The 19,750-nt window shown below is 37.9% G+C and carries 20 protein-coding genes and 1 other RNA gene; 10 read left to right on the top strand and 11 right to left on the bottom strand.

Annotated features, from left to right (window positions below; all coding sequences use genetic code 11):
- Positions 1–8 precede the first annotated feature (8 nt).
- From lpxD to uppS, 6 genes are all read right to left on the bottom strand, one after another.
- Positions 9–1,034: a UDP-3-O-(3-hydroxymyristoyl)glucosamine N-acyltransferase gene (gene lpxD / locus V6W77_RS06035; protein WP_334254095.1), complete on the bottom strand. Its 1,026-nt coding sequence runs from the start codon at positions 1,032–1,034 to the stop codon at positions 9–11.
- Positions 1,034–1,828, bottom strand: a complete 795-nt coding sequence (locus V6W77_RS06030; RefSeq protein ID WP_283385700.1) for an OmpH/Skp family outer membrane protein — start codon at positions 1,826–1,828, stop codon at positions 1,034–1,036. Before V6W77_RS06030 ends, lpxD begins: the two co-directional genes overlap by 1 nt.
- Positions 1,829–1,908: 80 nt before the next feature.
- Positions 1,909–4,290 carry an outer membrane protein assembly factor BamA gene (gene bamA, locus V6W77_RS06025; protein ID WP_334254094.1) on the bottom strand — a complete coding sequence of 794 codons (2,382 nt, stop codon included), beginning with the start codon at positions 4,288–4,290 and terminating at the stop codon, positions 1,909–1,911.
- A gap of 62 nt (positions 4,291–4,352) precedes the next feature.
- Positions 4,353–5,669 (bottom strand): RIP metalloprotease RseP, encoded by a 1,317-nt coding sequence (gene rseP / locus V6W77_RS06020; RefSeq protein WP_334254093.1) that lies wholly within the window; start codon positions 5,667–5,669, stop codon positions 4,353–4,355.
- Positions 5,670–5,672: 3 nt separating this feature from the next.
- Positions 5,673–6,542, bottom strand: a complete 870-nt coding sequence (locus V6W77_RS06015) for a phosphatidate cytidylyltransferase (protein ID WP_334254092.1) — start codon at positions 6,540–6,542, stop codon at positions 5,673–5,675.
- Between the two features lie 21 nt (positions 6,543–6,563).
- Entirely contained in the window at positions 6,564–7,277 is a 714-nt protein-coding gene (uppS, locus tag V6W77_RS06010) for a polyprenyl diphosphate synthase (RefSeq protein ID WP_334254162.1), read from the bottom strand.
- 197 nt (positions 7,278–7,474) lie between these two features.
- On the opposite strand from uppS, the gene pstS reads away from it, so the two are divergent.
- From pstS to phoR, 6 genes are all read left to right on the top strand, one after another.
- A complete protein-coding gene (pstS, locus tag V6W77_RS06005) occupies positions 7,475–8,497 on the top strand; it encodes a phosphate ABC transporter substrate-binding protein PstS (RefSeq protein ID WP_334254091.1) in 1,023 nt (340 codons plus the stop codon).
- A 65-nt stretch (positions 8,498–8,562) separates the two neighbouring features.
- On the top strand, positions 8,563–9,507 hold the full coding sequence (gene pstC / locus V6W77_RS06000; protein ID WP_428981778.1) for a phosphate ABC transporter permease subunit PstC: 945 nt from the start codon (positions 8,563–8,565) through the stop codon (positions 9,505–9,507).
- On the top strand, positions 9,507–10,358 hold the full coding sequence (pstA, locus tag V6W77_RS05995) for a phosphate ABC transporter permease PstA (RefSeq protein ID WP_334254090.1): 852 nt from the start codon (positions 9,507–9,509) through the stop codon (positions 10,356–10,358). The genes pstC and pstA overlap by 1 nt, the downstream gene beginning before the upstream one ends.
- A 14-nt stretch (positions 10,359–10,372) precedes the next feature.
- A complete protein-coding gene (gene pstB, locus V6W77_RS05990; RefSeq protein WP_334234901.1) occupies positions 10,373–11,134 on the top strand; it encodes a phosphate ABC transporter ATP-binding protein PstB in 762 nt (253 codons plus the stop codon).
- Between the two features lie 64 nt (positions 11,135–11,198).
- Positions 11,199–11,891 (top strand): phosphate regulon transcriptional regulator PhoB, encoded by a 693-nt coding sequence (gene phoB / locus V6W77_RS05985; RefSeq protein WP_025236170.1) that lies wholly within the window; start codon positions 11,199–11,201, stop codon positions 11,889–11,891.
- The gene (gene phoR, locus V6W77_RS05980) at positions 11,891–13,147 is read left to right on the top strand and encodes a phosphate regulon sensor histidine kinase PhoR (RefSeq protein WP_334254089.1); all 1,257 of its coding nucleotides are present in this window, start codon (positions 11,891–11,893) and stop codon (positions 13,145–13,147) included. Before phoB ends, phoR begins: the two co-directional genes overlap by 1 nt.
- Before the next feature lie 14 nt (positions 13,148–13,161).
- On the opposite strand, the gene gloB is transcribed toward phoR, so the two are convergent.
- On the bottom strand, positions 13,162–13,869 hold the full coding sequence (gloB, locus tag V6W77_RS05975; protein ID WP_334254088.1) for a hydroxyacylglutathione hydrolase: 708 nt from the start codon (positions 13,867–13,869) through the stop codon (positions 13,162–13,164).
- A gap of 39 nt (positions 13,870–13,908) precedes the next feature.
- An RNA gene (gene ffs, locus V6W77_RS05970) (signal recognition particle sRNA small type) lies at positions 13,909–14,006 on the bottom strand.
- A gap of 322 nt (positions 14,007–14,328) precedes the next feature.
- On the opposite strand from ffs, the gene V6W77_RS05965 reads away from it, so the two are divergent.
- Positions 14,329–14,733 (top strand): hypothetical protein, encoded by a 405-nt coding sequence (locus tag V6W77_RS05965; protein WP_334254087.1) that lies wholly within the window; start codon positions 14,329–14,331, stop codon positions 14,731–14,733.
- Between the two features lie 13 nt (positions 14,734–14,746).
- Positions 14,747–15,283: a hypothetical protein gene (locus V6W77_RS05960; RefSeq protein ID WP_334254086.1), complete on the top strand. Its 537-nt coding sequence runs from the start codon at positions 14,747–14,749 to the stop codon at positions 15,281–15,283.
- Positions 15,284–15,316: 33 nt separating this feature from the next.
- Here the strand turns inward: V6W77_RS05960 and ispF are convergent, their stop codons facing one another.
- The 3 genes from ispF to ftsB are packed head-to-tail and all read right to left on the bottom strand — an operon-like array spanning position 15,317 to position 16,781.
- Positions 15,317–15,793, bottom strand: coding sequence for a 2-C-methyl-D-erythritol 2,4-cyclodiphosphate synthase (ispF, locus tag V6W77_RS05955; RefSeq protein WP_334254085.1), 477 nt, complete (start codon positions 15,791–15,793; stop codon positions 15,317–15,319).
- A 17-nt stretch (positions 15,794–15,810) separates the two neighbouring features.
- The gene (ispD, locus tag V6W77_RS05950; protein WP_334254084.1) at positions 15,811–16,494 is read right to left on the bottom strand and encodes a 2-C-methyl-D-erythritol 4-phosphate cytidylyltransferase; all 684 of its coding nucleotides are present in this window, start codon (positions 16,492–16,494) and stop codon (positions 15,811–15,813) included.
- 8 nt (positions 16,495–16,502) lie between these two features.
- Complete coding sequence (gene ftsB, locus V6W77_RS05945; RefSeq protein ID WP_283385711.1) at positions 16,503–16,781, bottom strand: cell division protein FtsB; 279 nt, start codon at positions 16,779–16,781, stop codon at positions 16,503–16,505.
- Between the two features lie 270 nt (positions 16,782–17,051).
- Between ftsB and pckA the strand changes: the two genes are divergently transcribed.
- Both pckA and bioB read left to right on the top strand, forming a co-directional pair.
- A complete protein-coding gene (gene pckA / locus V6W77_RS05940; RefSeq protein WP_425168883.1) occupies positions 17,052–18,659 on the top strand; it encodes a phosphoenolpyruvate carboxykinase (ATP) in 1,608 nt (535 codons plus the stop codon).
- A 79-nt stretch (positions 18,660–18,738) separates the two neighbouring features.
- Entirely contained in the window at positions 18,739–19,746 is a 1,008-nt protein-coding gene (bioB, locus tag V6W77_RS05935; protein ID WP_334254083.1) for a biotin synthase BioB, read from the top strand.
- The last annotated feature ends 4 nt before the right edge of the window (positions 19,747–19,750 follow it).

The raw sequence follows: 19,750 nt of genomic DNA, 5'->3' as shown, positions 1-19,750 counted from the left end.
TCTAATAATTAATCATTAAAACGTTTTTCGAGTGATTTTAAACGTTTATTCATTTCATCAATATTCATCACTAATGCAGCAGTTTTACGCCACTCTTTATTCGTCTGTAGCGGAATACCTGATGAATAAATGCCTTTTTCTGTAATTGGTCGCATCACCATTCCCATACCAGTAATGATAGCACCATCACAGATTTCCATATGACCGTTAATAACGCTCGCTCCTCCAATTTGGCAGAAACGACCGACTTTTAGACTGCCAGCCATAATTACACCGCCAGCAACGGCAGTACCAAAACCAATGTGAACATTATGGGCGATTTGGCAGAGGTTATCAATAATCACATTATCTTCGATTACAGTCGGATCTAACGCACCTCTGTCAATACAAGTGCAAGAGCCGATTTCCACACGATTACCGATAATCACACCACCGGTTTGTGGGATTTTAATCCATTGACCTTTATCATTAGCATAACCGAAGCCATCGCTACCAATCACGGCTGAAGATTGGATCAAACAATCAGAACCGATTTGTACATTATGGTAAACTGACACATTTGCCCAGAGTTGGGTTCTTGCACCAATTTTACTATTTTTACCGACGAAGCAGCCTGCTCCGATTATCGCATCATCGCCTAGCTCTACACCGCTTTCAATCACGGCATTTGCCCCAATAGACACATTATTACCTAATTTGGCTTCAGGCGAAATGACAGCATTTGGGTGAATGCCTGTTGCCGCTTTTGGGGTAGAGTCCATATATTGTGCCAGTAATGCGTAAGCTACATAAGGATTCGCTACGATAATTAAATTTTGATCTTCACGGCAAAATTCAACATCTGTAGGGCTAACAATGATTGCACCTGCGTTACAAGCGGTTAAATTTTCCCGATATTTTGCATTTGAGATAAAGGTAATTTGAGAGCTGTTTGCTTTATCTAAAGCGGCTATGCTTTGAATAGCCAAATCGGCGTTACCCCTAAGAGTACCGCCGATATGCTCCGCTAAATCAATTAAACGGAAATTTGCCATTATTTTTTCGCTTCTTCTGGTTTAGTTTCTTCAGCTTTCGCTTCCGGTGCTTTCTCTACAGCCGGTTGAGCTTCTGCCGGTTTTTCTATTTTGATATCAGGGTGTTTTTTTACAATCGCATCAAGCACTGCTTCAGTAATGTCTTTGCTTTCATCTTCTGCATAAAGTGCAACTTGAGGTTGGAGTATTAAAGTATAACCTTTTGATTTTGCAATTTCTTTAATAGTTGCATTAACTTCATCTACTGCTTGTTTTTGAACTTCTTGAGGGTTGATACCGCCATTTTCTTTATTCGCTTGCTCAATTTTTTTCTGGAAGTCGTCAGCACGTTTTTGGAATGCTTCTGCTTTTTTAGCAAAATCCGCTTCACGTTTTTGAATGGCTTCTACTTTCTTTTGGAAAGCATCTGCTTCTTTTTGAATTGCATTTTGACGAGCTTGGATATCTTTTGAACGTAAGCGAGGAGCTTCTTTCTCTAAAGCAGCTACTTTTTTCTTAATAGAAGCTTCAACAGTTTTTTGCTCATCTTGTAATTTTTGAGCATCGGTATTGATTTTGTTACGTTCAGCCGTTAATGCTTTATTTTCTTCAGCTAATTTTTTGTCTTCATCTGCAAATTTTTCTTGGCTTTCCTTCACGAATTTATCGAATTTTGCCGTTGCATCTAATAAAACAGGGTGGTTTTGTAAAACGTAAGTTGGATCAACAAAACCAATGGTATCCGCTGCAGTAGCCATATTTGTTGCAGTTGCTAAAGCAATAGTTAAACCTGTCATTTTAAATAATTTTTTCATTGTTTTTCCTTTTTAAAGAAACGGTTGAATGAAGCGGTCAATTTGCAAAATTTATGTCATTTTTGACCGCTTGTAGTGAATTAGAATGAGCTGCCGATATTAAATTGGAATTGCTCGATTTCATCATTATCGTACTTACGAATTGGTTTCGCATAAGAGAATGACAATGGACCAATTGGCGACATCCATTGGAATGCAACACCTGCCGAAGCACGGAAACGTTTGAAATCACCGTGATTAGGTAATGTTGGGTATTCTGATTGTTTCCATTTAGTATTCCAAGCTGTTGCTGCATCAACAAAGATAGAAGTTCTTACATTGTGTTGATATTTTTCGCTCACAAATGGTGTTGGTGTAATTAGCTCCAAACTTGTAGCCACTAAAGCATTACCACCGATAATATCATTATTTACATTATCAAATTTGCCTGATTTAGCATTGTAGTAAATAGCTTGTGGACCGATTGCACCGTAAGAGAAACCTCTTAATGTACCAATACCGCCAGCGGTGTAAAGTTGGTAGAATGGTACTTCTTTTCCACCCAAACCGTTAGTATAAGCTACGCTCGCTTTAGTTGAGATAACCCATTTATGTTCACGATTTAATGGGAAATAGTTTCTAAAGTCTGCACTTACACGATAATATTTATTATCAGAACCTGGAATAGTGATTTTACCACCGATATTCGCTGTAGTTCCTTCTGTCGGGAAATAACCTCTATTTAAGCTGTTATAGTTCCAGCCTAATGAAAAATCGAAATCATCTGCTTTAATTTTGTCATAGTAGCTTGAGTTAGGATCAAACTTAAAGTTCATTGATTTCACATATTTTTCACGGGTATATTCACGAGACGCATTTTTGATTTTATCGTGCGTATAGCCCAAACCTAAATAGTATGAGTTATTTTCATTTACCGGGAAGCCAAGCGTACCGTTAATACCATAAGTTTGGCGTTTATATGAAGCGACGTTATCATTTTTCGAGTTATCGTAATCTTCATAGAATACATTACCGCCTAAACTTACCCCATCTTTAGTGAAGTACGGCTCGGTATAGCCTAAGTTGATACTTGTACCATAATCGTTACGATTACCGTTTAAGCTGATAGTTGAACCCATACCTAAGAAGTTATCTTGTTTGATACCTGCTTGGTAGCTGATACCACTTTCTGTACCGTAACCGATACCAAAGTTAATACTACCTGTATTACGCTCTTTAATTTTATACACTACATCAACTTGGTCTGAAGTGTTTTCTACATTTTGCATAGACATCTCAACACTTTCATAGAACCCGGTTCTTTCTAAGCGAGCTTTACCTAATGATGCTTTATTAGTTGATAACCAAGCACCCTCTTGCTGACGCATTTCACGGCGGAGAGTTGAGTCTGCGGTAACATCATTGCCTTCGAATCGAATTTTACGCACATAAATTCGACGACCGGCATCAACGACAAAGCTGATTTTAACGCTATTATCTGCATCATTAAATTGAGGATGAATATCTACTTTAGCAGAGCCGTAGCCGGCATCACCTAAGATGTTTTTAATTTCTTCTTCAATTTGAGTGAGATCTGATTTACGGAAGGTTTGACCAGCTTTAAAATCTTTTAATAATGGATTTAATTTATTGTCCATATTGGCAGTATTGCCGATAATACGCATTTCACTGATATTGTATTGTGAACCTTCGTTTAATTTGTATGTGAGGTTCACTTCAGTTTTATCATCATTGAATTGCACATCGGTATCTTCAATTGCAAATTTGGCATAACCACGATTTAAATAGAAGTCTCTCAATGTTTCTAAATCTTTTTGGTAAGCCGTTTGTTCAAATTTGCTACTTTCAAAAATATTCCACCAAGATACATCGGGCTGAATATCTAAATTTTCTAATAATTTTTTATCAGAGAATGCGTTATTACCTTCAAATTTAATGGTTTTCGCCTTTGTTACATCGCCTTCATCAATCACTAATTTAACATTTACACCACCTTCGGTATTATTTGTTACAACGGTATCGATTTTAGCTAAATAACGACCTGTAGAGCGGTAATGTTCAACAAGACTTTCTTTAAAGGCTTCTAATTTTTCAGCATTAAAAATTTCACCTTGAGCAATTAAGTTGGTTTTTAAATTTTGTTCCAACGCGTCTTTGGGGATAGCCTTATTGCCTTCAAGTTCTACTTTACCGATAATCGGTTTTTCCGCTAGTTTAATAACAAGGGTATTGCCTTCTCGTGTTGCACGCACATCTGCAAAACGTTGCTGACTGAATAAGTGGCGAACTACATTGGAAACATCTGTATCTGTTGCAGTTTGACCTACTCTAACAGGAATAGATGAAATAATAGCTGCACCTGTTGTTGGCTGAACGCCTTCAACACGAATATCTTTAACGACGAAAGGTGCAGCAACGACACCATTTGCAATTAAAAGAGAAGAAAGTAATAATTTTTTCATTGAAATTATCCTATGATTGTATTGCATTAATTTGCAAAATTATTAGAAAAATAAACCGCTTGTTAAAAATGAATAACGTCATTGATAAAGGCAAACACCATTAACCCTAGTACAAATGCAATGCCGATTTGTTGAAATAGCATCTGTATTTTTTCAGATAATGCTTTGCCTCGAACAGCTTCAACAGCTAATAAAACCAGTTGTCCGCCATCTAACGGTAAAATTGGAAACAGATTCATTACGCCTAAATTGACACTGATTAATGCCATAAAACTTAAATAATAAATCAAGCCAATTTCAGCCGTTGCCCCAGCTCCTTTTGCCATTGAGATAGGACCGCCTAAATTTTTAATTGATAAATCACCGGTAATTAGATTACCAATAAATTGTAGTATGGTTTGAATTAAAGACCATACTTTTTCAATACTTTTATAAAATGCGGTAAGAATATCATATTTTAATTCGGTGCGATATTTATCTGCAAGCCTTTCGTATGTTGGCACAATGCCGATAATGTAGCGGTCATCTCGCTTTTCGGGCTGAAGACTTAGTGTCTTAATTTGCCCTTTTTGTTCAATTTGAAGTTCAATTAAATTGCCCGTTTGAACATTTTCCACAAGAGTAGCCCAGTCAAAAGGTTGTTGATTAATCTTGAGAATTCTATCCCCCGAAGCCAATCCCATTTTTTCAGCAGGCGAGTTTTCAACAACTTCTTTGATTTCAGGCATTACTTTCGTACTTTTAGGACGAATTCCTAATACCGTTAATGGATTTTCTTTGGCACTATCAATATTCCAGCCGGAAAGATCTAACTCATAGCGTTGAGTAGCTTGAGTATCAATTAGTTGTCCTTCTAGTTGTACATTTTTATTGCCAACTGCACCCACTAATGCAAGCGAAGCACTTTCCCAATCGTGAATATTTTTTTGATTACCTATTTTTGTAATTTCTAATTCAGCAGGTAATTGAGCTTGTGCTGCAATCGTATTAGGTAACACCTCGCCGATTACAGGCTTAATGGTTGGAATACCTGAAACAAATACTACCCAATAAGCGAGTATTGCAAAAATAAAGTTTGCGGCAGGACCTGCAAAAATAATAAAAGCACGCTGTAAAACAGACTTCGTCGCTAATGATTGCTCTGGTCTGGCATCAACGCCTTGCTCGCCATTCCACATTTGTACATAGCCACCGAGAGGAATTAATGAGAAAGTAAATTCTGTGCCGTGCTTATCAGTTTTTCTAAATAACACTTTACCAAAACCGATAGAAAAACGGGTTACTTTCACGCCACATTTACGTGCAGCCCAGAAATGCCCGTATTCGTGTACGAATACCAGTACGCAGATTAGAACAAAAAAGGCAATAGTTGAAGTCATAGCTTATAGTACAAAAAAGAAGAACGTTGTGAAAAACGGAATTGCCGCTGTTAAGCTATCAATACGATCTAAAATACCGCCGTGTCCCGGAATAAGATTACTGCTGTCTTTAATACCGGCTTGGCGTTTGAACATACTTTCAACTAAATCGCCTAGTACAGAAATTGCTACCGTTGCAATAGAAACTACAATAAATGGTGCGGTGGCTAATTCTCTGCCGAATACATTCACAGGTGTAAGTTGTAAGAATGCAAAAGCAATCACGCCTGACGTTAATAAACCACCCAAAACACCTTCCCACGATTTACCCGGAGAAACTTTCGGTGCAAGTTTTCTTTTACCAAATGCTCTACCAAAGAAATAAGCACCGGAGTCTGCCCCCCACACTAATAAGCAAACATAGAGGAATAAATAAGTACCTTGATACGGATCGATATGGTAATTATGGAAGCGTAATGCTAATACACCTATTAAAAAAGGAATTAAGGTAGCAAAACCAAATAAGAATTTAGCTACAACCGACTTTTCCCATAGTTTGGCAGAATTTGGATAAGTAACTACTAATACAAGAGCAATTAGCCACCAAATGCAACCAATAAAGAGAATAGGCGTGGTTTCATCAGTAATAAAACGTGTTGCTCGGATATAATCGGTATTAGCAACTACTGCAAAAAGCAATAAACAGATAGTAACCATAGCCACAATCGCACGAGGTACAGGGCGTTTAAAACCTGCAAATTGAGCCCATTCCCACATTGCCGCAACAATAATTGCAGATAATGCGATAGTTAATGGCAATGGAGAAAGCCAGAAAATAGCTGCCAATACGGCAATAATCATAATAATTGCTGAAAGTACACGTTCTTTAAGCATTGTGTTTCCTTGTAAATTGTATTAACAACCACCAAATCGGCGTTCACGCTGTTGATAAGCTAAAATTGCTTCACTAAAAGAGTCTTCGTTGAAATCAGGCCATAAAACAGGGCTGAAGAAGAGTTCCGCATAGGCAATTTGCCATAATAAAAAATTGCTGATTCTCTGCTCGCCACTTGTTCTAATGAGTAAATCTACCTGTGGTTGAGCTTCTGTTACTAAATGTTGCTGAAATAACTCAGGGGTAATTTGTGCAATATCAAGTCGGTTCTCTTTTACTTGTAACGCTAATTTTTGTGTAGCTTGCACAATATCCCAATAGCCACCGTAATTTGCTGCAATATTTAAAATTAGCCCGGTATTGTTTTCTGTTAATTTTTCTGATTCTGCAATACGTTTTTGCAAACTTTCACTAAAGGCAGATTTATCACCAATAATATTCAAACGGATATTATTTTTATGCAATTTTTTGACTTCAGAATCTAAGGCTTTCATAAAAAGTGTCATTAAAGCGGACACTTCAGTTTCCGGTCTGCTCCAATTCTCACTACTAAAAGCATAAAGTGTTAGCACCTTAATCTGATATTTGGCTGCAAAACTTACCGCAGAACGAACCGCTTTCACACCGTTTTGATGCCCGAAAATGCGTAATTTTCCTTTCTGCTTAGCCCAGCGACCATTGCCGTCCATAATAATGGCAACGTGTTTGGGCATATTTTGAGGATCAAAGTTCACAGGTTCACTCACTAAAATAATAAATAAGATAAAAATGGTAGTAACTATATCATAGGATAGGCAAGAGTGGAATTGACAAGCGATATTTGCACGGTTTTTTCTAAAAAAATGAAAAAAATCAAGCATTGTCATCAAACTGTCATAATTCTTTTCTACACTTACTCACGCAACAGCAATCTAACGTAAGGAGAATTACTATGCTAATGCGTAAGACTAAAAAAATAATGTTATTAGGTACTCTTTTTGCATCAGTAGCGGCGGTTTCTCACGCTCACACTATTACAGGAGCAGGGGCATCTTTCCCTTATCCGATTTATGCGAAATGGGCGGCTTTATATGAAAAAGAGACAGGCAATAAAGTAAATTATCAATCCATCGGTTCAGGTGGCGGTCAGCAACAAATTATTGCAAAAACCGTTGATTTTGGTGCATCTGATGACCCAATGAAAGCAGAATTATTACAACAACATCAATTATTACAATTCCCGGCAATTATCGGCGGTACAGTGCTGGTTGTGAATTTACCAGGCATTAAAGAGGGTGAATTAAAACTTTCCGGCGACTTACTGGCTCAAATCTATCTCGGCAAAGTTGCTAAATGGAATGATGCCGCTATCCAAAAATTAAATCCAAATTTAAATCTCCCTGATAAAGATATTCTTGTTATCCATCGTTCAGACGGCTCTGGTACAACCTTTGGTTTTACTAACTATCTCTCTAAAGTTTCAAGTGAATGGAAATCAACTGTTGGCGAAGGAAAAGCCGTGAAATGGCCGAAAGGGCACGGTGGTAAAGGAAATGAAGGCATTGCAGCCTATGTTCGCCAAATGAAATATTCTATCGGTTATGTGGAATATGCGTATGCAAAACAAAACCAACTGGCGTGGACAGCGTTACAAAACCAATCAGGTGAATTTGTTCAGCCGAACAAGGAAAGTTTTATGGCGGCAGCAAGTAATGCGAAATGGAATGAAGCAGAAGGTATGGGCGTAATTTTGACCGATGAAGCGGGTGAAAAATCTTGGCCTATTACGGCGGCAAGTTTCATCTTAATTCACAAGAAAGAGGGTAAGCCTGAAGCAACGCAAAATGTCGTGAAGTTCTTTGATTGGGCGTTTGCTAAAGGGCAAGATGCCGCTACTGAGTTAGATTATGTTCCAATTCCTGAAGGTGTTGTAAAAAGCATTCAAAATAAATGGAATACTGAATTGCAAAAATAATGAAAAAAGCGACCGCTTGTTAGGAGTGGTCGCCTATTTTACCGCTTTCATATAGAAAAATAATTATGTCTAAGATGAACCCATTGTTAAATCAAAATCGATTTGAAATATTTTTTAGAAATATGACCGCTTGTTTTGCGTGGTTAGTATTTCTGTTGCTTGCTGCAATTATGATTTCGTTATTCGTAGAAAGCTGGCAAAGTATCAAAAAATTTGGCGTAAGCTTTTTATGGGATAGTGAATGGGATCCTGTGCAGAATCAGTACGGAGCATTAATGCCGATTGTGGGGACATTAATTACTTCCTGTTTAGCCTTAATCATTGCAGTACCGATTTCATTTGGCATTGCGGTGTTTATCAATGAACTTTCACCACAATGGCTAAAACGCCCGATTGGAATAGCGGTTGAAATGTTAGCCGCTATTCCTTCCATCATTTATGGTATGTGGGGCTTATTTGTGTTCGTGCCTTTATTCCAAGAACATATTCAACCAACGATGATCGAATGGTTTGGTGATCTGCCTTTACTTGAATATTTATTTTCAGGTGCACCCTTTGGGATTGGTTTATTTACCGCTGGTTTAGTGCTTGCCATTATGATTATTCCATTCATTGCTTCAATGATGCGTGATGTATTTGCCATTGTGCCACCAATGTTAAAAGAAAGTGCCTACGGATTAGGTTCAACCCGTTGGGAAGTGCTATGGAACGTGGTGCTACCTTATACCAAAACAGGGCTTATCGGCAGCATTATGTTAGGTTTTGGGCGTGCATTAGGCGAAACAATGGCAGTTACTTTCGTTATCGGTAATGCTTTCCAAATACCAAATTCATTATTTTCTCCTTCGGTTTCTATTGCGTCAGCCATTGCGAATGAATTTAACGAAGCATCTGGCTTACAAAAATCAGCATTAATTGAGTTAGGTTTAGTCCTTTTCTTAATTACAACGATTGTACTGTCTATTTCTCGCTTAATGATTTTAAGAATGCAGCGTAAGGAAGGAAAATAATGAAAAATTTACAGAACGCTCGTTTTTACAGACGTAAATGTTGTAACAGCATAATGCTAAGTTTAGCCTATGTGGCGGTTGCTTTTGGCTTGTTTTGGCTTTGTTGGATTTTATATTCGCTTATTAGTCGAGGAATTCCGGGGCTTTCATTAGAGCTTTTCACTCAAATTATGCCAGCCCCAAATGAGCAGGGTGGTTTAAGCAATGCGATTTTAGGCTCATTGCTTATTGTGGGAACTGGTACGCTTATCGGCACGCCAATTGGCATTTTAGCCGGCACTTATTTAGCGGAATATGGAAACTATAGCCGTTTTGCCAAAGTAACTCGTTTCTTAAATGATATTTTACTTTCTGCTCCATCAATTATTATTGGCTTATTTGTGTACACACTTTATGTCTCAAAAGTAGGTCATTTTTCTGGTTGGGCAGGCTCTTTAGCCTTAGCGTTATTGGTTATTCCAATTGTAGTGAGAACCACAGACAGTATGCTTAACCTGATTCCAAACAACTTGCGTGAAGCAGCAATTGCATTAGGTTGCCCACAATGGCGAATGATAGTGATGATCTGCTATCGTGCCGCAAAATCAGGGATCTTAACAGGTGTATTACTAGCCGTTGCCCGTATTGCAGGTGAAACCGCTCCATTACTGTTTACCGCATTGTCGAACCAATTTATGTCTTGGGATATGAATGCACCAATGGCGAACTTACCTGTTGTTATTTATCAATATGCGGCAAGTCCGTTTACAGATTGGAATAATCTTGCGTGGGCAGGTGCAATTTTAATTACGCTATTTGTGTTATGTATCAATGTATTAACCCGTGTTTTCTTACAACCAAAACAGAAATAATAAGGTGTTTAGAAATGAACATAGAACCAAAAATTTCAGTACAAAATCTTAATTTTTATTATGGCGATTTCCACGCTTTAAAGAATATCAACTTAAATATTGCAAAAAATAAAGTAACCGCATTTATCGGACCTTCCGGTTGTGGTAAATCTACCTTATTGAGAACCTTTAACCGTATGTTTGAGCTTTATCCAAACCAAAGAGCGGAAGGGGAGATCAATTTAGACGGCGAAAATCTATTAACCACCGATACGGATATTTCTATTATTCGTGCAAAAGTGGGTATGGTATTCCAAAAGCCGACACCATTTCCGATGTCAATTTATGACAATATTGCCTTTGGCATTCGTCTATTTGAGAAACTATCGAAGCAAGAGATGAATGAGCGAGTAGAATGGGCTCTAACCAAAGCTGCATTATGGAATGAAGTGAAAAATAAGTTACATCAAAGTGGTGATAGTTTGTCAGGCGGACAACAGCAGCGTTTATGTATTGCCAGAGCCATTGCCATCAAACCAGATGTCTTATTGTTAGATGAGCCTTGTTCGGCATTAGACCCAATTTCTACAATGAAAATTGAAGCCTTGATTACTGAACTCAAGCAAGATTATACTGTGGCAATGGTAACGCACAATATGCAACAAGCTGCACGTTGTTCTGATTACACCGCATTTATGTATCTTGGCGAGCTAGTGGAGTTTGGTGAAACAGCACAAATTTTTAGCCAACCCAAAATTCCGCGTACGGCAGATTATATTCAGGGCAAAATGGGTTAGCTAATTCAGTTAAATGCAGTGTTAATATCAATTTCACTGCATTTCTTCTATTGGAGTATGGATAATGAGCAGAAGCATTTTAGTGGTAGAAGATGAACGTGGCATTCGTGAGATGATTAGTCTTTTTCTAATGCAACATCAATATAATGTCATTGAAGCAGAAGATTACCAAAGTGCAGTGAAAAAACTTGCCGAAAAACCACAATTGGTTTTATTAGATTGGATGTTACCGGGACGTTCTGGGGTTCAACTTATTGAATATATGAAAAAGAACGAAGAAACCGCTCAAATTCCTGTAATTATGCTTACTGCTCGTAGTGCAGAAGAAGATTGTATTACCTGCTTAAATGCTGGGGCAGATGATTATGTTATCAAACCCTTTTCTCCCAAGGTGTTACTAGCTAGAATTGAAGCCGTTTGGCGAAGAATTTACGAACAAACCACACAAATTATTCAGATTGGCGATTTAACGTTGGACGAAAATGCTCAACGAGTTTCTTATCTATCTGAACAAGTCCACTTAAGCCATACTGAATTCAAATTACTCCATTTTTTTATGACACACCCGGAAAAAGTGTACTCTCGTGAGCAATTATTAAATCGAATTTGGGGTGATGATTTAGAAGTAGAAGACAGAACGGTGGATAGCTATATCCGCCGCTTACGCCGTAGCCTTGAGCCTTACCAATGCGATAGCTATGTGCAAACGGTAAGAGGAAGTGGCTATCGTTTTTCACAGCATATTCAAGGTGAGTGATGAAAAAATTACTTAACTTTTTAGCGGAATTGATTTTATCTGCTTTGATTGCGTTTATATTTAGTTTATTTGGCTTAGATTTCAGCACTTGGCTGATTGTCATTTTTGTTGGCTTATTGGTATGGCACCACATCACAGAACATCGTTTACTTCAGACCCTAAATCCAAAAAGTAAGAAAGAACTAGAACTGATTAATTTAGAAAACTTTTCCCAAACGATAGCTTATTATCGGAATAAAAATAAAAAAGAGAAGTTTGAGAATTTACGCTTGCTGTCTAAATTAAATAAAAATATTCAATATTTACCTGATGCAATTATGATCGCACAAGCAGATGGCGAGCTAGTTTGGTGTAATAACGCAGCTCAAAAAATGTTTGATTTCTACTGGCATAAAAAAACGCAAAAAAATATTCTCAACGTGATTTTTTACAAACAATTTAAGCACTATTTTGCTCAGCCTAAGAAAAGCAGACCGCTTGTATTGCTGACTTATAACGAACGTTATATTGAAATCCACATTCATCAATATGATCCGGAAACCTTGCTGATTATTGGACGTGATATTACAGAAATGATAAAACTACTACGTTCCAGACAAACATTTTTAAGTAATATTAACCACGAATTAAGAACACCGCTAACGGTACTGCAAGGTTATTTGGAAATATTAGCGGATCAACCTGTACAAAGTTTGCTACAAGAAAAAGCGATAAAGGCAATGCAAGAGCAGAGCTTGAGAATGACGAATTTATTACAGCAGTTGAATATGTTGGCGAAAATTGAAACCTCATCAAATAAAGACCATCAACTGTTTGATATGTCTGCAATGATTCTTTCACTCAAAAAAGATGCGGAAATTTTAAATACTTACTCGCACAAAATTACTTTTGATATTCAGCCAGATGTAGAAATACTCGGTAACGAACATCAGCTACACAGCGTAGTGTCTAACTTAATTTACAACTCAATTAAGCATTCGGGGCAGGAATGCCATATTGAGATCAGCTGGAAACCGTGCGAACAAGGTATGAAATTTGAAGTAAAAGATGATGGAATTGGTATTCCTGAAATTCACTTGCCACATTTAACCGAACGTTTTTATCGAGTTGATGAATCCCGAAGTAAGAAAACAGGGGGCAGCGGTTTAGGGCTGGCAATAGTAAAGCACGCATTAGAGCAACACGCCTCAACACTCAACATTACCAGCAAAGAAGGCGAGGGGAGCAGTTTTTCTTTTGTACTGAAATCAGCATAATGCTCCCATAATAGTTAGAAATTATCTTTTTTCTTCCGAAGTGCAATAAATTCGGCTAAATCGACCGCTTGCATAAACGGATTTACCTGCATTTCAAGCCCAATGGTGGTAGGCAAAGTCGGCTTATTTTGCAAACGTAAAATATCAACCTGTTCTTGATATTCTGCGAGAGTGCAACTTGCAGGTAACACGGCTTCAGCAAATTTTAGATTGCTCTTCGTGTATTCGTGGGCTGGATAGGCTTGAACCGAGTTAGGCAGATTTTTAAAGCGTTGTAACGCATCAAATTGGGCTTGATAATCACCGGTGAAAACACGTCCGCAACCGCCGGAAAATAACGCATCGCCGCAAAACAGATAATCATAACCAAACAAATAACTAATATGCCCTGCGGTATGTCCTGCACTTTCAATAATTCTTACATCGTAATCAAACAGTCTAATATATTGTTCCGGCGAAACAATCACATTTGCAAACTCAGCAACTTCTTGCGGACCATAAATAGGAGTATTTGAATATTTTTCTACAATACCAGCCACACCATCAGTATGGTCGCTATGGTTATGGGTAAGTAAGATAGCGGTTAAATTTAGCGAATTTTTTGCAATAAAGTCTAATACAGGCTGATGTTCTGACGGATCAACAATAATCACATCTTGTTCTTTACGAATTGCCCAAATATAGTTATCGCTTAATGCCGGAATGGGAATGATCTGGAGCATAGGATTCTCCTGATGATATAGGTTAGATAAAAGGGTGGGGCGTTACCAGCGACCCTCGGCACACAGAAATTTCAACCCAGACTGCTTTCTTCCGAACCTGATCAAGTAAGCTGAACACCATTGCGAGGAACCAATAACGCCCCATCGGATTACGCTCATTGCGTAAGGCTTGTTATTATAGATAAATTTAAAAATAAGACAAGGTGGAATTTTACAAGCGGTTATTTTCTAGCAATTTTTTGCAAAAGTTACCGTAAAAACCACCGCTTGTTACCCTAAACTAACCACCACATATATTCATTGCGAACATTCAGCATATATAGCCCAATCACGCAGATTAACCCCACTGTTTTTTGCATTTTTTATCCTCCACTAGATTTGTTTAAATAATCATCTCATGTTGACGAAAAAAAAAACAATGTAGAATGTGAATTTTATTTCAACTTAAATGAGGTCTTTATGAATAAAAAATATTTCTATGCTGCCTATATATTACTCGCTCTAATTGCTTTGATTGGGGGAGGTATAGGTATCAATATTTGCCAAGAGCATAAAATTCAGTATTGGATTGCGTATGGGTTATTACTCTTTAGCTTTGTTTTAAATATAGAGTTATATAAAAAATATCCGAGAACCAAACCTTTTTGGGCTGCATTTAAGACATCTTTTTGGATTTCTTTGCCCATTATGATTGCGGTTATTGCCTATTTTATTACTCAAGAACCTAACTTATTGAGTGTATTAACCAGTAACGAAGAGGGGCAAAAATTCACTCACCCTGGGTTCTGTAGGGTATTCTCTGAACTCTTCTTGAGCATCTCGATGCTACTATTCGGCAATGCCTTTTCCATATCGGATAAATAATGGGGATAACAAAATGAAAACACTATTCACTATTTTACTGACAACATTTACTTTTTCTGTTCAAGCCAAAATTGGCGACACTTTCATTGACCCTGAATTTGGGAAGATTACCGTGAAAGGACCTGCATTTCCTGACGATGGCAAAACCAAATATGAAATCGTCAATGGTGAACGAAAAGCGATTTTAACACCTCAATGGAAATTTGTTAGAAAGGCATCAGGTGCAGACACTAACGTTGAATTAGCATTAAATAAATTCTTAAAACAAGAGACTAAATCTGAAAGCGATATTATTGAGATGACGAAACTCTTTATTGAGGGTTTACAAGAATTAAAACCAATGCGTAAAACCATTTATTTGGACGGATATAATCCTTATATGCTTTTCCAATATGATGCTAAAATTAAAAACATTCAGCGAGCAATAAAATATCAATTTTGGGATTACTTAATTAAGATTAAAGGTTCTCCTGAATTCGAAAATTTAAAGAAAGAGGTGAAATTTTCCTCTCAAATTTTAGATAACTTAAAACTTTACGAACAAGAATAAAGAAAGCGGGTTTAACCCGCTTTCTTTTATGTTTTAGCTTTTCACTAATAATGCCACCGCTTCACAGGCAATGCCTTCGCTTCTGCCGGTAAAACCTAATTTTTCAGTGGTGGTGGCTTTCACGTTTACTTGGGAAATATCGCATTTCAAATCATCAGCAATGGTTTGACGCATTTTATCGATATGCGGACGCATTTTCGGGGCTTGGGCGATAATGGTTACATCAACATTACCTACTTTATATCCTTGTGCTTGCACTTGGCGATAGGCTTCAATTAATAAACCTCGACTATCAGCATTTTTATATTGCATATCGGTATCCGGGAAAAGTTTGCCAATATCGCCTAATGCAACTGCACCGAGTAACGCATCGGTTAGAGCGTGAAGGGCAACATCGCCATCACTATGAGCAATAAAACCTGTGTGGTAAGGTACTTCAACGCCAGCAATAATGAGCGGTCGGTTTTCGCCAAAGGCGTGAACGTCAAAACCGTGTCCAATACGAATCATATATTATTTCTCCAAATTTATAAGCTAGAGTGATGAGTGAGGTAAAACTCTGCTAAGGCTAAATCTTCCGGGCGGGTAATTTTGATATTATCGCTTCTGCCGGCAACAAGCTGTGGTTGATAACTGCTTAGCTCCATAGCAGAGGCTTCATCGGTTACAATTTGCTTTTTACTAAAGGCTGTTTCTAACGCAGTTTTTAGCTTCTTAGCAGGAAAAAATTGTGGCGTTAACGCGTGCCATAAAGTTGAACGATCTTCTGTATACAAAATTTTCGTGCCGTTGGCTCGCTTCATTGTATCAATAGAAGGGGTGGCTAAAATGCCTCCTTGCTCATCTTCAATTTGCAAAAGTTTATCTAAATCCGACCGCTTGAGGCAGGGGCGAGCAGCATCGTGAACTAACGCCCAAGCATTTTCATCCTCAATGGCGTTTAACGCATTGAATACGGAATCTGCTCGTGTTTCACCACCAAACACAATTTGGATTTGGGGCGATTTGAGTAATGCAATTTCGGTATAGAAAGGATCATCTTTTGCCACTGCTACAATCACTTTGGCAATTTTAGGGTGATCAAGAAAAAGGGAAACCGTATGTTCTAAAATGGTTTTCCCTTTTAATGTTAAATATTGTTTTGGTTTGTCTGCCTGCATTCGGCTGCCTACGCCTGAAGCAGGAATAACCGCAAAAATTTTTCTTTTCATAAATGTTTTTATTTATTTTTTGGCACAATACGGTAGAACATTTCAGTCTCTTTTACCATTTCACGTTCAAGTCTGGCACGCTCTTCAAGTGCATCTACCCCATTTTTTAAGTCATAGATTTCTGCTTCAATCAGTTTATTGCGAGCGGTTAATCTCTCATTCTCTTCTTTTAAAGCAGAAACTTCCTCTTGAAGCTCTTGGTAATCTGTCCACCCATTTTTGCCAAACCAAAAACTATATTGGAAAAAGCAGAGTAGGAAGGCAAAAAAAATAATCAATAAACGCATTTATTTTCTCTTTGTTTTAAATGATAAGTACAAGCGGTCAGATTTTACCTTGAATTTGCAAAAAATCCTAAATTTCTTACCGCTTGTAGCAAAATTTCTGGTTTGACAAGCCTGAATCCATTTTAAAATTTGATGTAAAACAAAAAAATATAGAAATTTTGTTAAATTTAGGAGAAAAATTTCAAAAATTTGAAGTATGTAACATTTTTTTTATTTCATTTGAGTATAATAGGCACAGTTGAATTTTATAACTATTATGAGGTAATTACTATGTTAAATCGTATTGAACAAGAACTTGCAGACTTAGGTATTACAAATGTTAAAGAAATCGTTCGTAACCCTAGCTATGAGCAACTGTTTGAAGAAGAAATGAAATCAGATCTTCAAGGTTATGAAAAAGGTGTTTTAACAAACTTAGGTGCAGTAGCTGTTGATACAGGTATTTTTACCGGTCGTTCGCCAAAAGACAAATACATCGTTTTAGATGAAAAAACAAAAGATACTGTTTGGTGGACATCTGATGCGGCTAAAAATGATAATAAGCCGATGAACCAATCAACGTGGCAAAGCCTAAAAGGTTTAGTAACTGATGAGCTTTCAAACAAACGCTTGTTCATTATTGATGCATTCTGTGGTGCAAGCCCGGAACATCGTATCAATGTGCGTATTATTACGCAAGTGGCTTGGCAAGCACACTTCGTGAAAAATATGTTTATTCGCCCAACAGAAGAAGAGTTGAAAGATTTCAAACCTGATTTCGTGGTAATGAATGGTTCTCAAGTAACTAACCCGAATTGGAAAGAGCAAGGTTTAAATTCTGAAAACTTTGTGGCATTTAATATCACAGAAGGTGTACAAATCATTGGTGGTACTTGGTACGGCGGTGAGATGAAAAAAGGTTTATTCTCAATGATGAACTACTTCTTACCACTTAAAGGTGTTGCATCAATGCACTGTTCTGCAAACGTGGGTGAAGAAGGTGATGTTGCCGTATTCTTTGGTTTATCAGGAACAGGTAAAACCACATTATCAACCGATCCAAAACGTAAATTAATCGGTGATGACGAACACGGTTGGGACGAAAACGGCGTATTTAACTACGAAGGTGGTTGCTATGCGAAAACTATCAACCTTTCTATCGAAAATGAGCCGGATATTTACCGAGCAATCCGTCGTGATGCGTTATTAGAAAACGTGGTTGTGCGTGAAGATGGTACTATTGATTTTGATGATAAATCAAAAACTGAAAATACACGTGTAAGCTATCCGATTTATCACATTGATAATATTGCAGTGCCATCAAAAGCAGGGCACGCGAAAAAAGTGATTTTCTTAACCGCTGATGCGTTCGGTGTGTTGCCTCCGGTATCTAAACTTACACCAGAGCAAACAAAATACTACTTCTTATCAGGCTTTACTGCGAAATTAGCCGGTACAGAGCGTGGTATTACCGAGCCAACCCCAACATTCTCAGCCTGTTTCGGTGCAGCGTTCTTATCTCTACACCCAACACAATATGCTGAAGTGTTAGTAAAACGTATGGAAGCAGCCGGTGCAGAAGCATACTTAGTGAACACCGGTTGGAACGGCACAGGTAAACGTATCTCAATTAAAGATACTCGCGGTATCATTGATGCGATTTTAGACGGCTCAATCGATAAAGCTGAAATGGGTAGCTTACCAATCTTTGATTTAGCTATTCCAACAGCATTACCGGGTGTTGATACCAATATTTTAGACCCTCGCAATACTTACGAAGATAAAGCACAATGGCAAGCTAAAGCAGAAGACTTAGCCGGCAGATTTGTGAAAAACTTCGAAAAATATGCAACTAATGATGAAGGTAAAGCATTAATTGCAGCAGGTCCAAAATTGTAAGCTGTGATTTAAAATAATTAAATATTTCAAGGACTAAACCTTTTGCGAGGTTTAGTCCTTTTGTATAAAAGGAGAATAAATGACAACATTCCAGCTAAGACTCAAAGCAAAAGATGAACTTACACCACATCCAACCGCTCAATATTGGCGAAAATGCCAAGTGGAAGAACTTTTTGATATGCCGTTTATGGATTTAGTATTTAAAGCAGCCCAAATTCATCGGGAAAATTTTGATTCAAATGCTATTCAGCTTTCGACTTTACTTTCCATTAAAACAGGTGGTTGCCCGGAAGATTGCGAATATTGTCCACAATCTGCTCGCTATGATACGGGGCTGGAAAAGCAGACAATGCTGGATATTGACACCATTATTGAAAAAGCCAAAATTGCTAAAGAAAGAGGAGCAAGCCGTTTTTGTATGGGGGCTGCTTGGCGAGGACCAAAGCCAAAAGATATTAAAGTGGTATCTGAAATTGTTGGGGCAGTGAAAGCATTAGGGCTAGAAATCTGTGGTACATTTGGAATGCTTGAAGAAGGAATGGCGGAAGAATTAAAAGAAGCAGGATTGGATTATTACAATCATAATTTAGATACCGATCCTGAACGCTACAATCAAATTATCCACACACGAAATCACGAGGACAGAATGGACACTCTCGGCAAAGTGCGTAATGCTGGGCTGAAAGTCTGCTGTGGGGGGATTGTAGGAATGAACGAAACCCGCCCTGAACGTGCCGGCTTAATTGCCAGTCTTGCTAATCTTGACCCTCAGCCTGAAAGCGTGCCAATCAACCAACTTATTAAAGTAGAAGGCACACCTTTAGCTAATGCAGAAGAATTAGATTGGACGGAATTTGTTCGCACAATTGCTGTAGCAAGAATCACAATGCCACATAGTTTTGTTCGACTTTCTGCAGGAAGAACCGCAATGCCGGAAGCAATGCAAGCCCTTTGCTTTATGGCTGGAGCGAACTCTATTTTTTATGGCGATAAATTGCTCACCACAGAAAATCCGGAAGAAGATTACGACCGCAAATTAATGGATAAATTGAATTTGTATCCATTACAGTATGAAGAAAGGAAGTGAGGAA

The sequence above is a fragment of the Mannheimia indoligenes genome (assembly GCF_036880405.1).
GTDB lineage: Bacteria > Pseudomonadota > Gammaproteobacteria > Enterobacterales > Pasteurellaceae > Mannheimia > Mannheimia indoligenes.
Note: the sequence above shows the minus strand (reverse complement) of the source record. Positions and strands in the feature narration are given on the sequence as shown.

Bases quoted from the DNA above. Each gene is read 5' to 3' on its own strand.
- pstA (WP_334254090.1), top strand. From the start codon at position 9,507: ATGAAAAATTTACAGAACGCTCGTTTTTACAGACGTAAATGTTGTAAC.
- ispF (WP_334254085.1), bottom strand. From the start codon at position 15,793: ATGATTCGTATTGGACACGGTTTTGACGTTCACGCCTTTGGCGAAAAC.
- ftsB (WP_283385711.1), bottom strand. From the start codon at position 16,781: ATGCGTTTATTGATTATTTTTTTTGCCTTCCTACTCTGCTTTTTCCAA.
- V6W77_RS05960 (WP_334254086.1), top strand. From the start codon at position 14,747: ATGAAAACACTATTCACTATTTTACTGACAACATTTACTTTTTCTGTT.
- V6W77_RS06030 (WP_283385700.1), bottom strand. From the start codon at position 1,828: ATGAAAAAATTATTTAAAATGACAGGTTTAACTATTGCTTTAGCAACT.
- V6W77_RS06015 (WP_334254092.1), bottom strand. From the start codon at position 6,542: ATGCTTAAAGAACGTGTACTTTCAGCAATTATTATGATTATTGCCGTA.
- bioB (WP_334254083.1), top strand. From the start codon at position 18,739: ATGACAACATTCCAGCTAAGACTCAAAGCAAAAGATGAACTTACACCA.
- ispD (WP_334254084.1), bottom strand. From the start codon at position 16,494: ATGAAAAGAAAAATTTTTGCGGTTATTCCTGCTTCAGGCGTAGGCAGC.
- pstC (WP_428981778.1), top strand. From the start codon at position 8,563: ATGTCTAAGATGAACCCATTGTTAAATCAAAATCGATTTGAAATATTT.
- bamA (WP_334254094.1), bottom strand. From the start codon at position 4,290: ATGAAAAAATTATTACTTTCTTCTCTTTTAATTGCAAATGGTGTCGTT.
- pstB (WP_334234901.1), top strand. From the start codon at position 10,373: ATGAACATAGAACCAAAAATTTCAGTACAAAATCTTAATTTTTATTAT.
- pstS (WP_334254091.1), top strand. From the start codon at position 7,475: ATGCTAATGCGTAAGACTAAAAAAATAATGTTATTAGGTACTCTTTTT.
- rseP (WP_334254093.1), bottom strand. From the start codon at position 5,669: ATGACTTCAACTATTGCCTTTTTTGTTCTAATCTGCGTACTGGTATTC.
- pckA (WP_425168883.1), top strand. From the start codon at position 17,052: ATGTTAAATCGTATTGAACAAGAACTTGCAGACTTAGGTATTACAAAT.
- phoB (WP_025236170.1), top strand. From the start codon at position 11,199: ATGAGCAGAAGCATTTTAGTGGTAGAAGATGAACGTGGCATTCGTGAG.
- lpxD (WP_334254095.1), bottom strand. From the start codon at position 1,034: ATGGCAAATTTCCGTTTAATTGATTTAGCGGAGCATATCGGCGGTACT.
- phoR (WP_334254089.1), top strand. From the start codon at position 11,891: ATGAAAAAATTACTTAACTTTTTAGCGGAATTGATTTTATCTGCTTTG.
- gloB (WP_334254088.1), bottom strand. From the start codon at position 13,869: ATGCTCCAGATCATTCCCATTCCGGCATTAAGCGATAACTATATTTGG.
- V6W77_RS05965 (WP_334254087.1), top strand. From the start codon at position 14,329: ATGAATAAAAAATATTTCTATGCTGCCTATATATTACTCGCTCTAATT.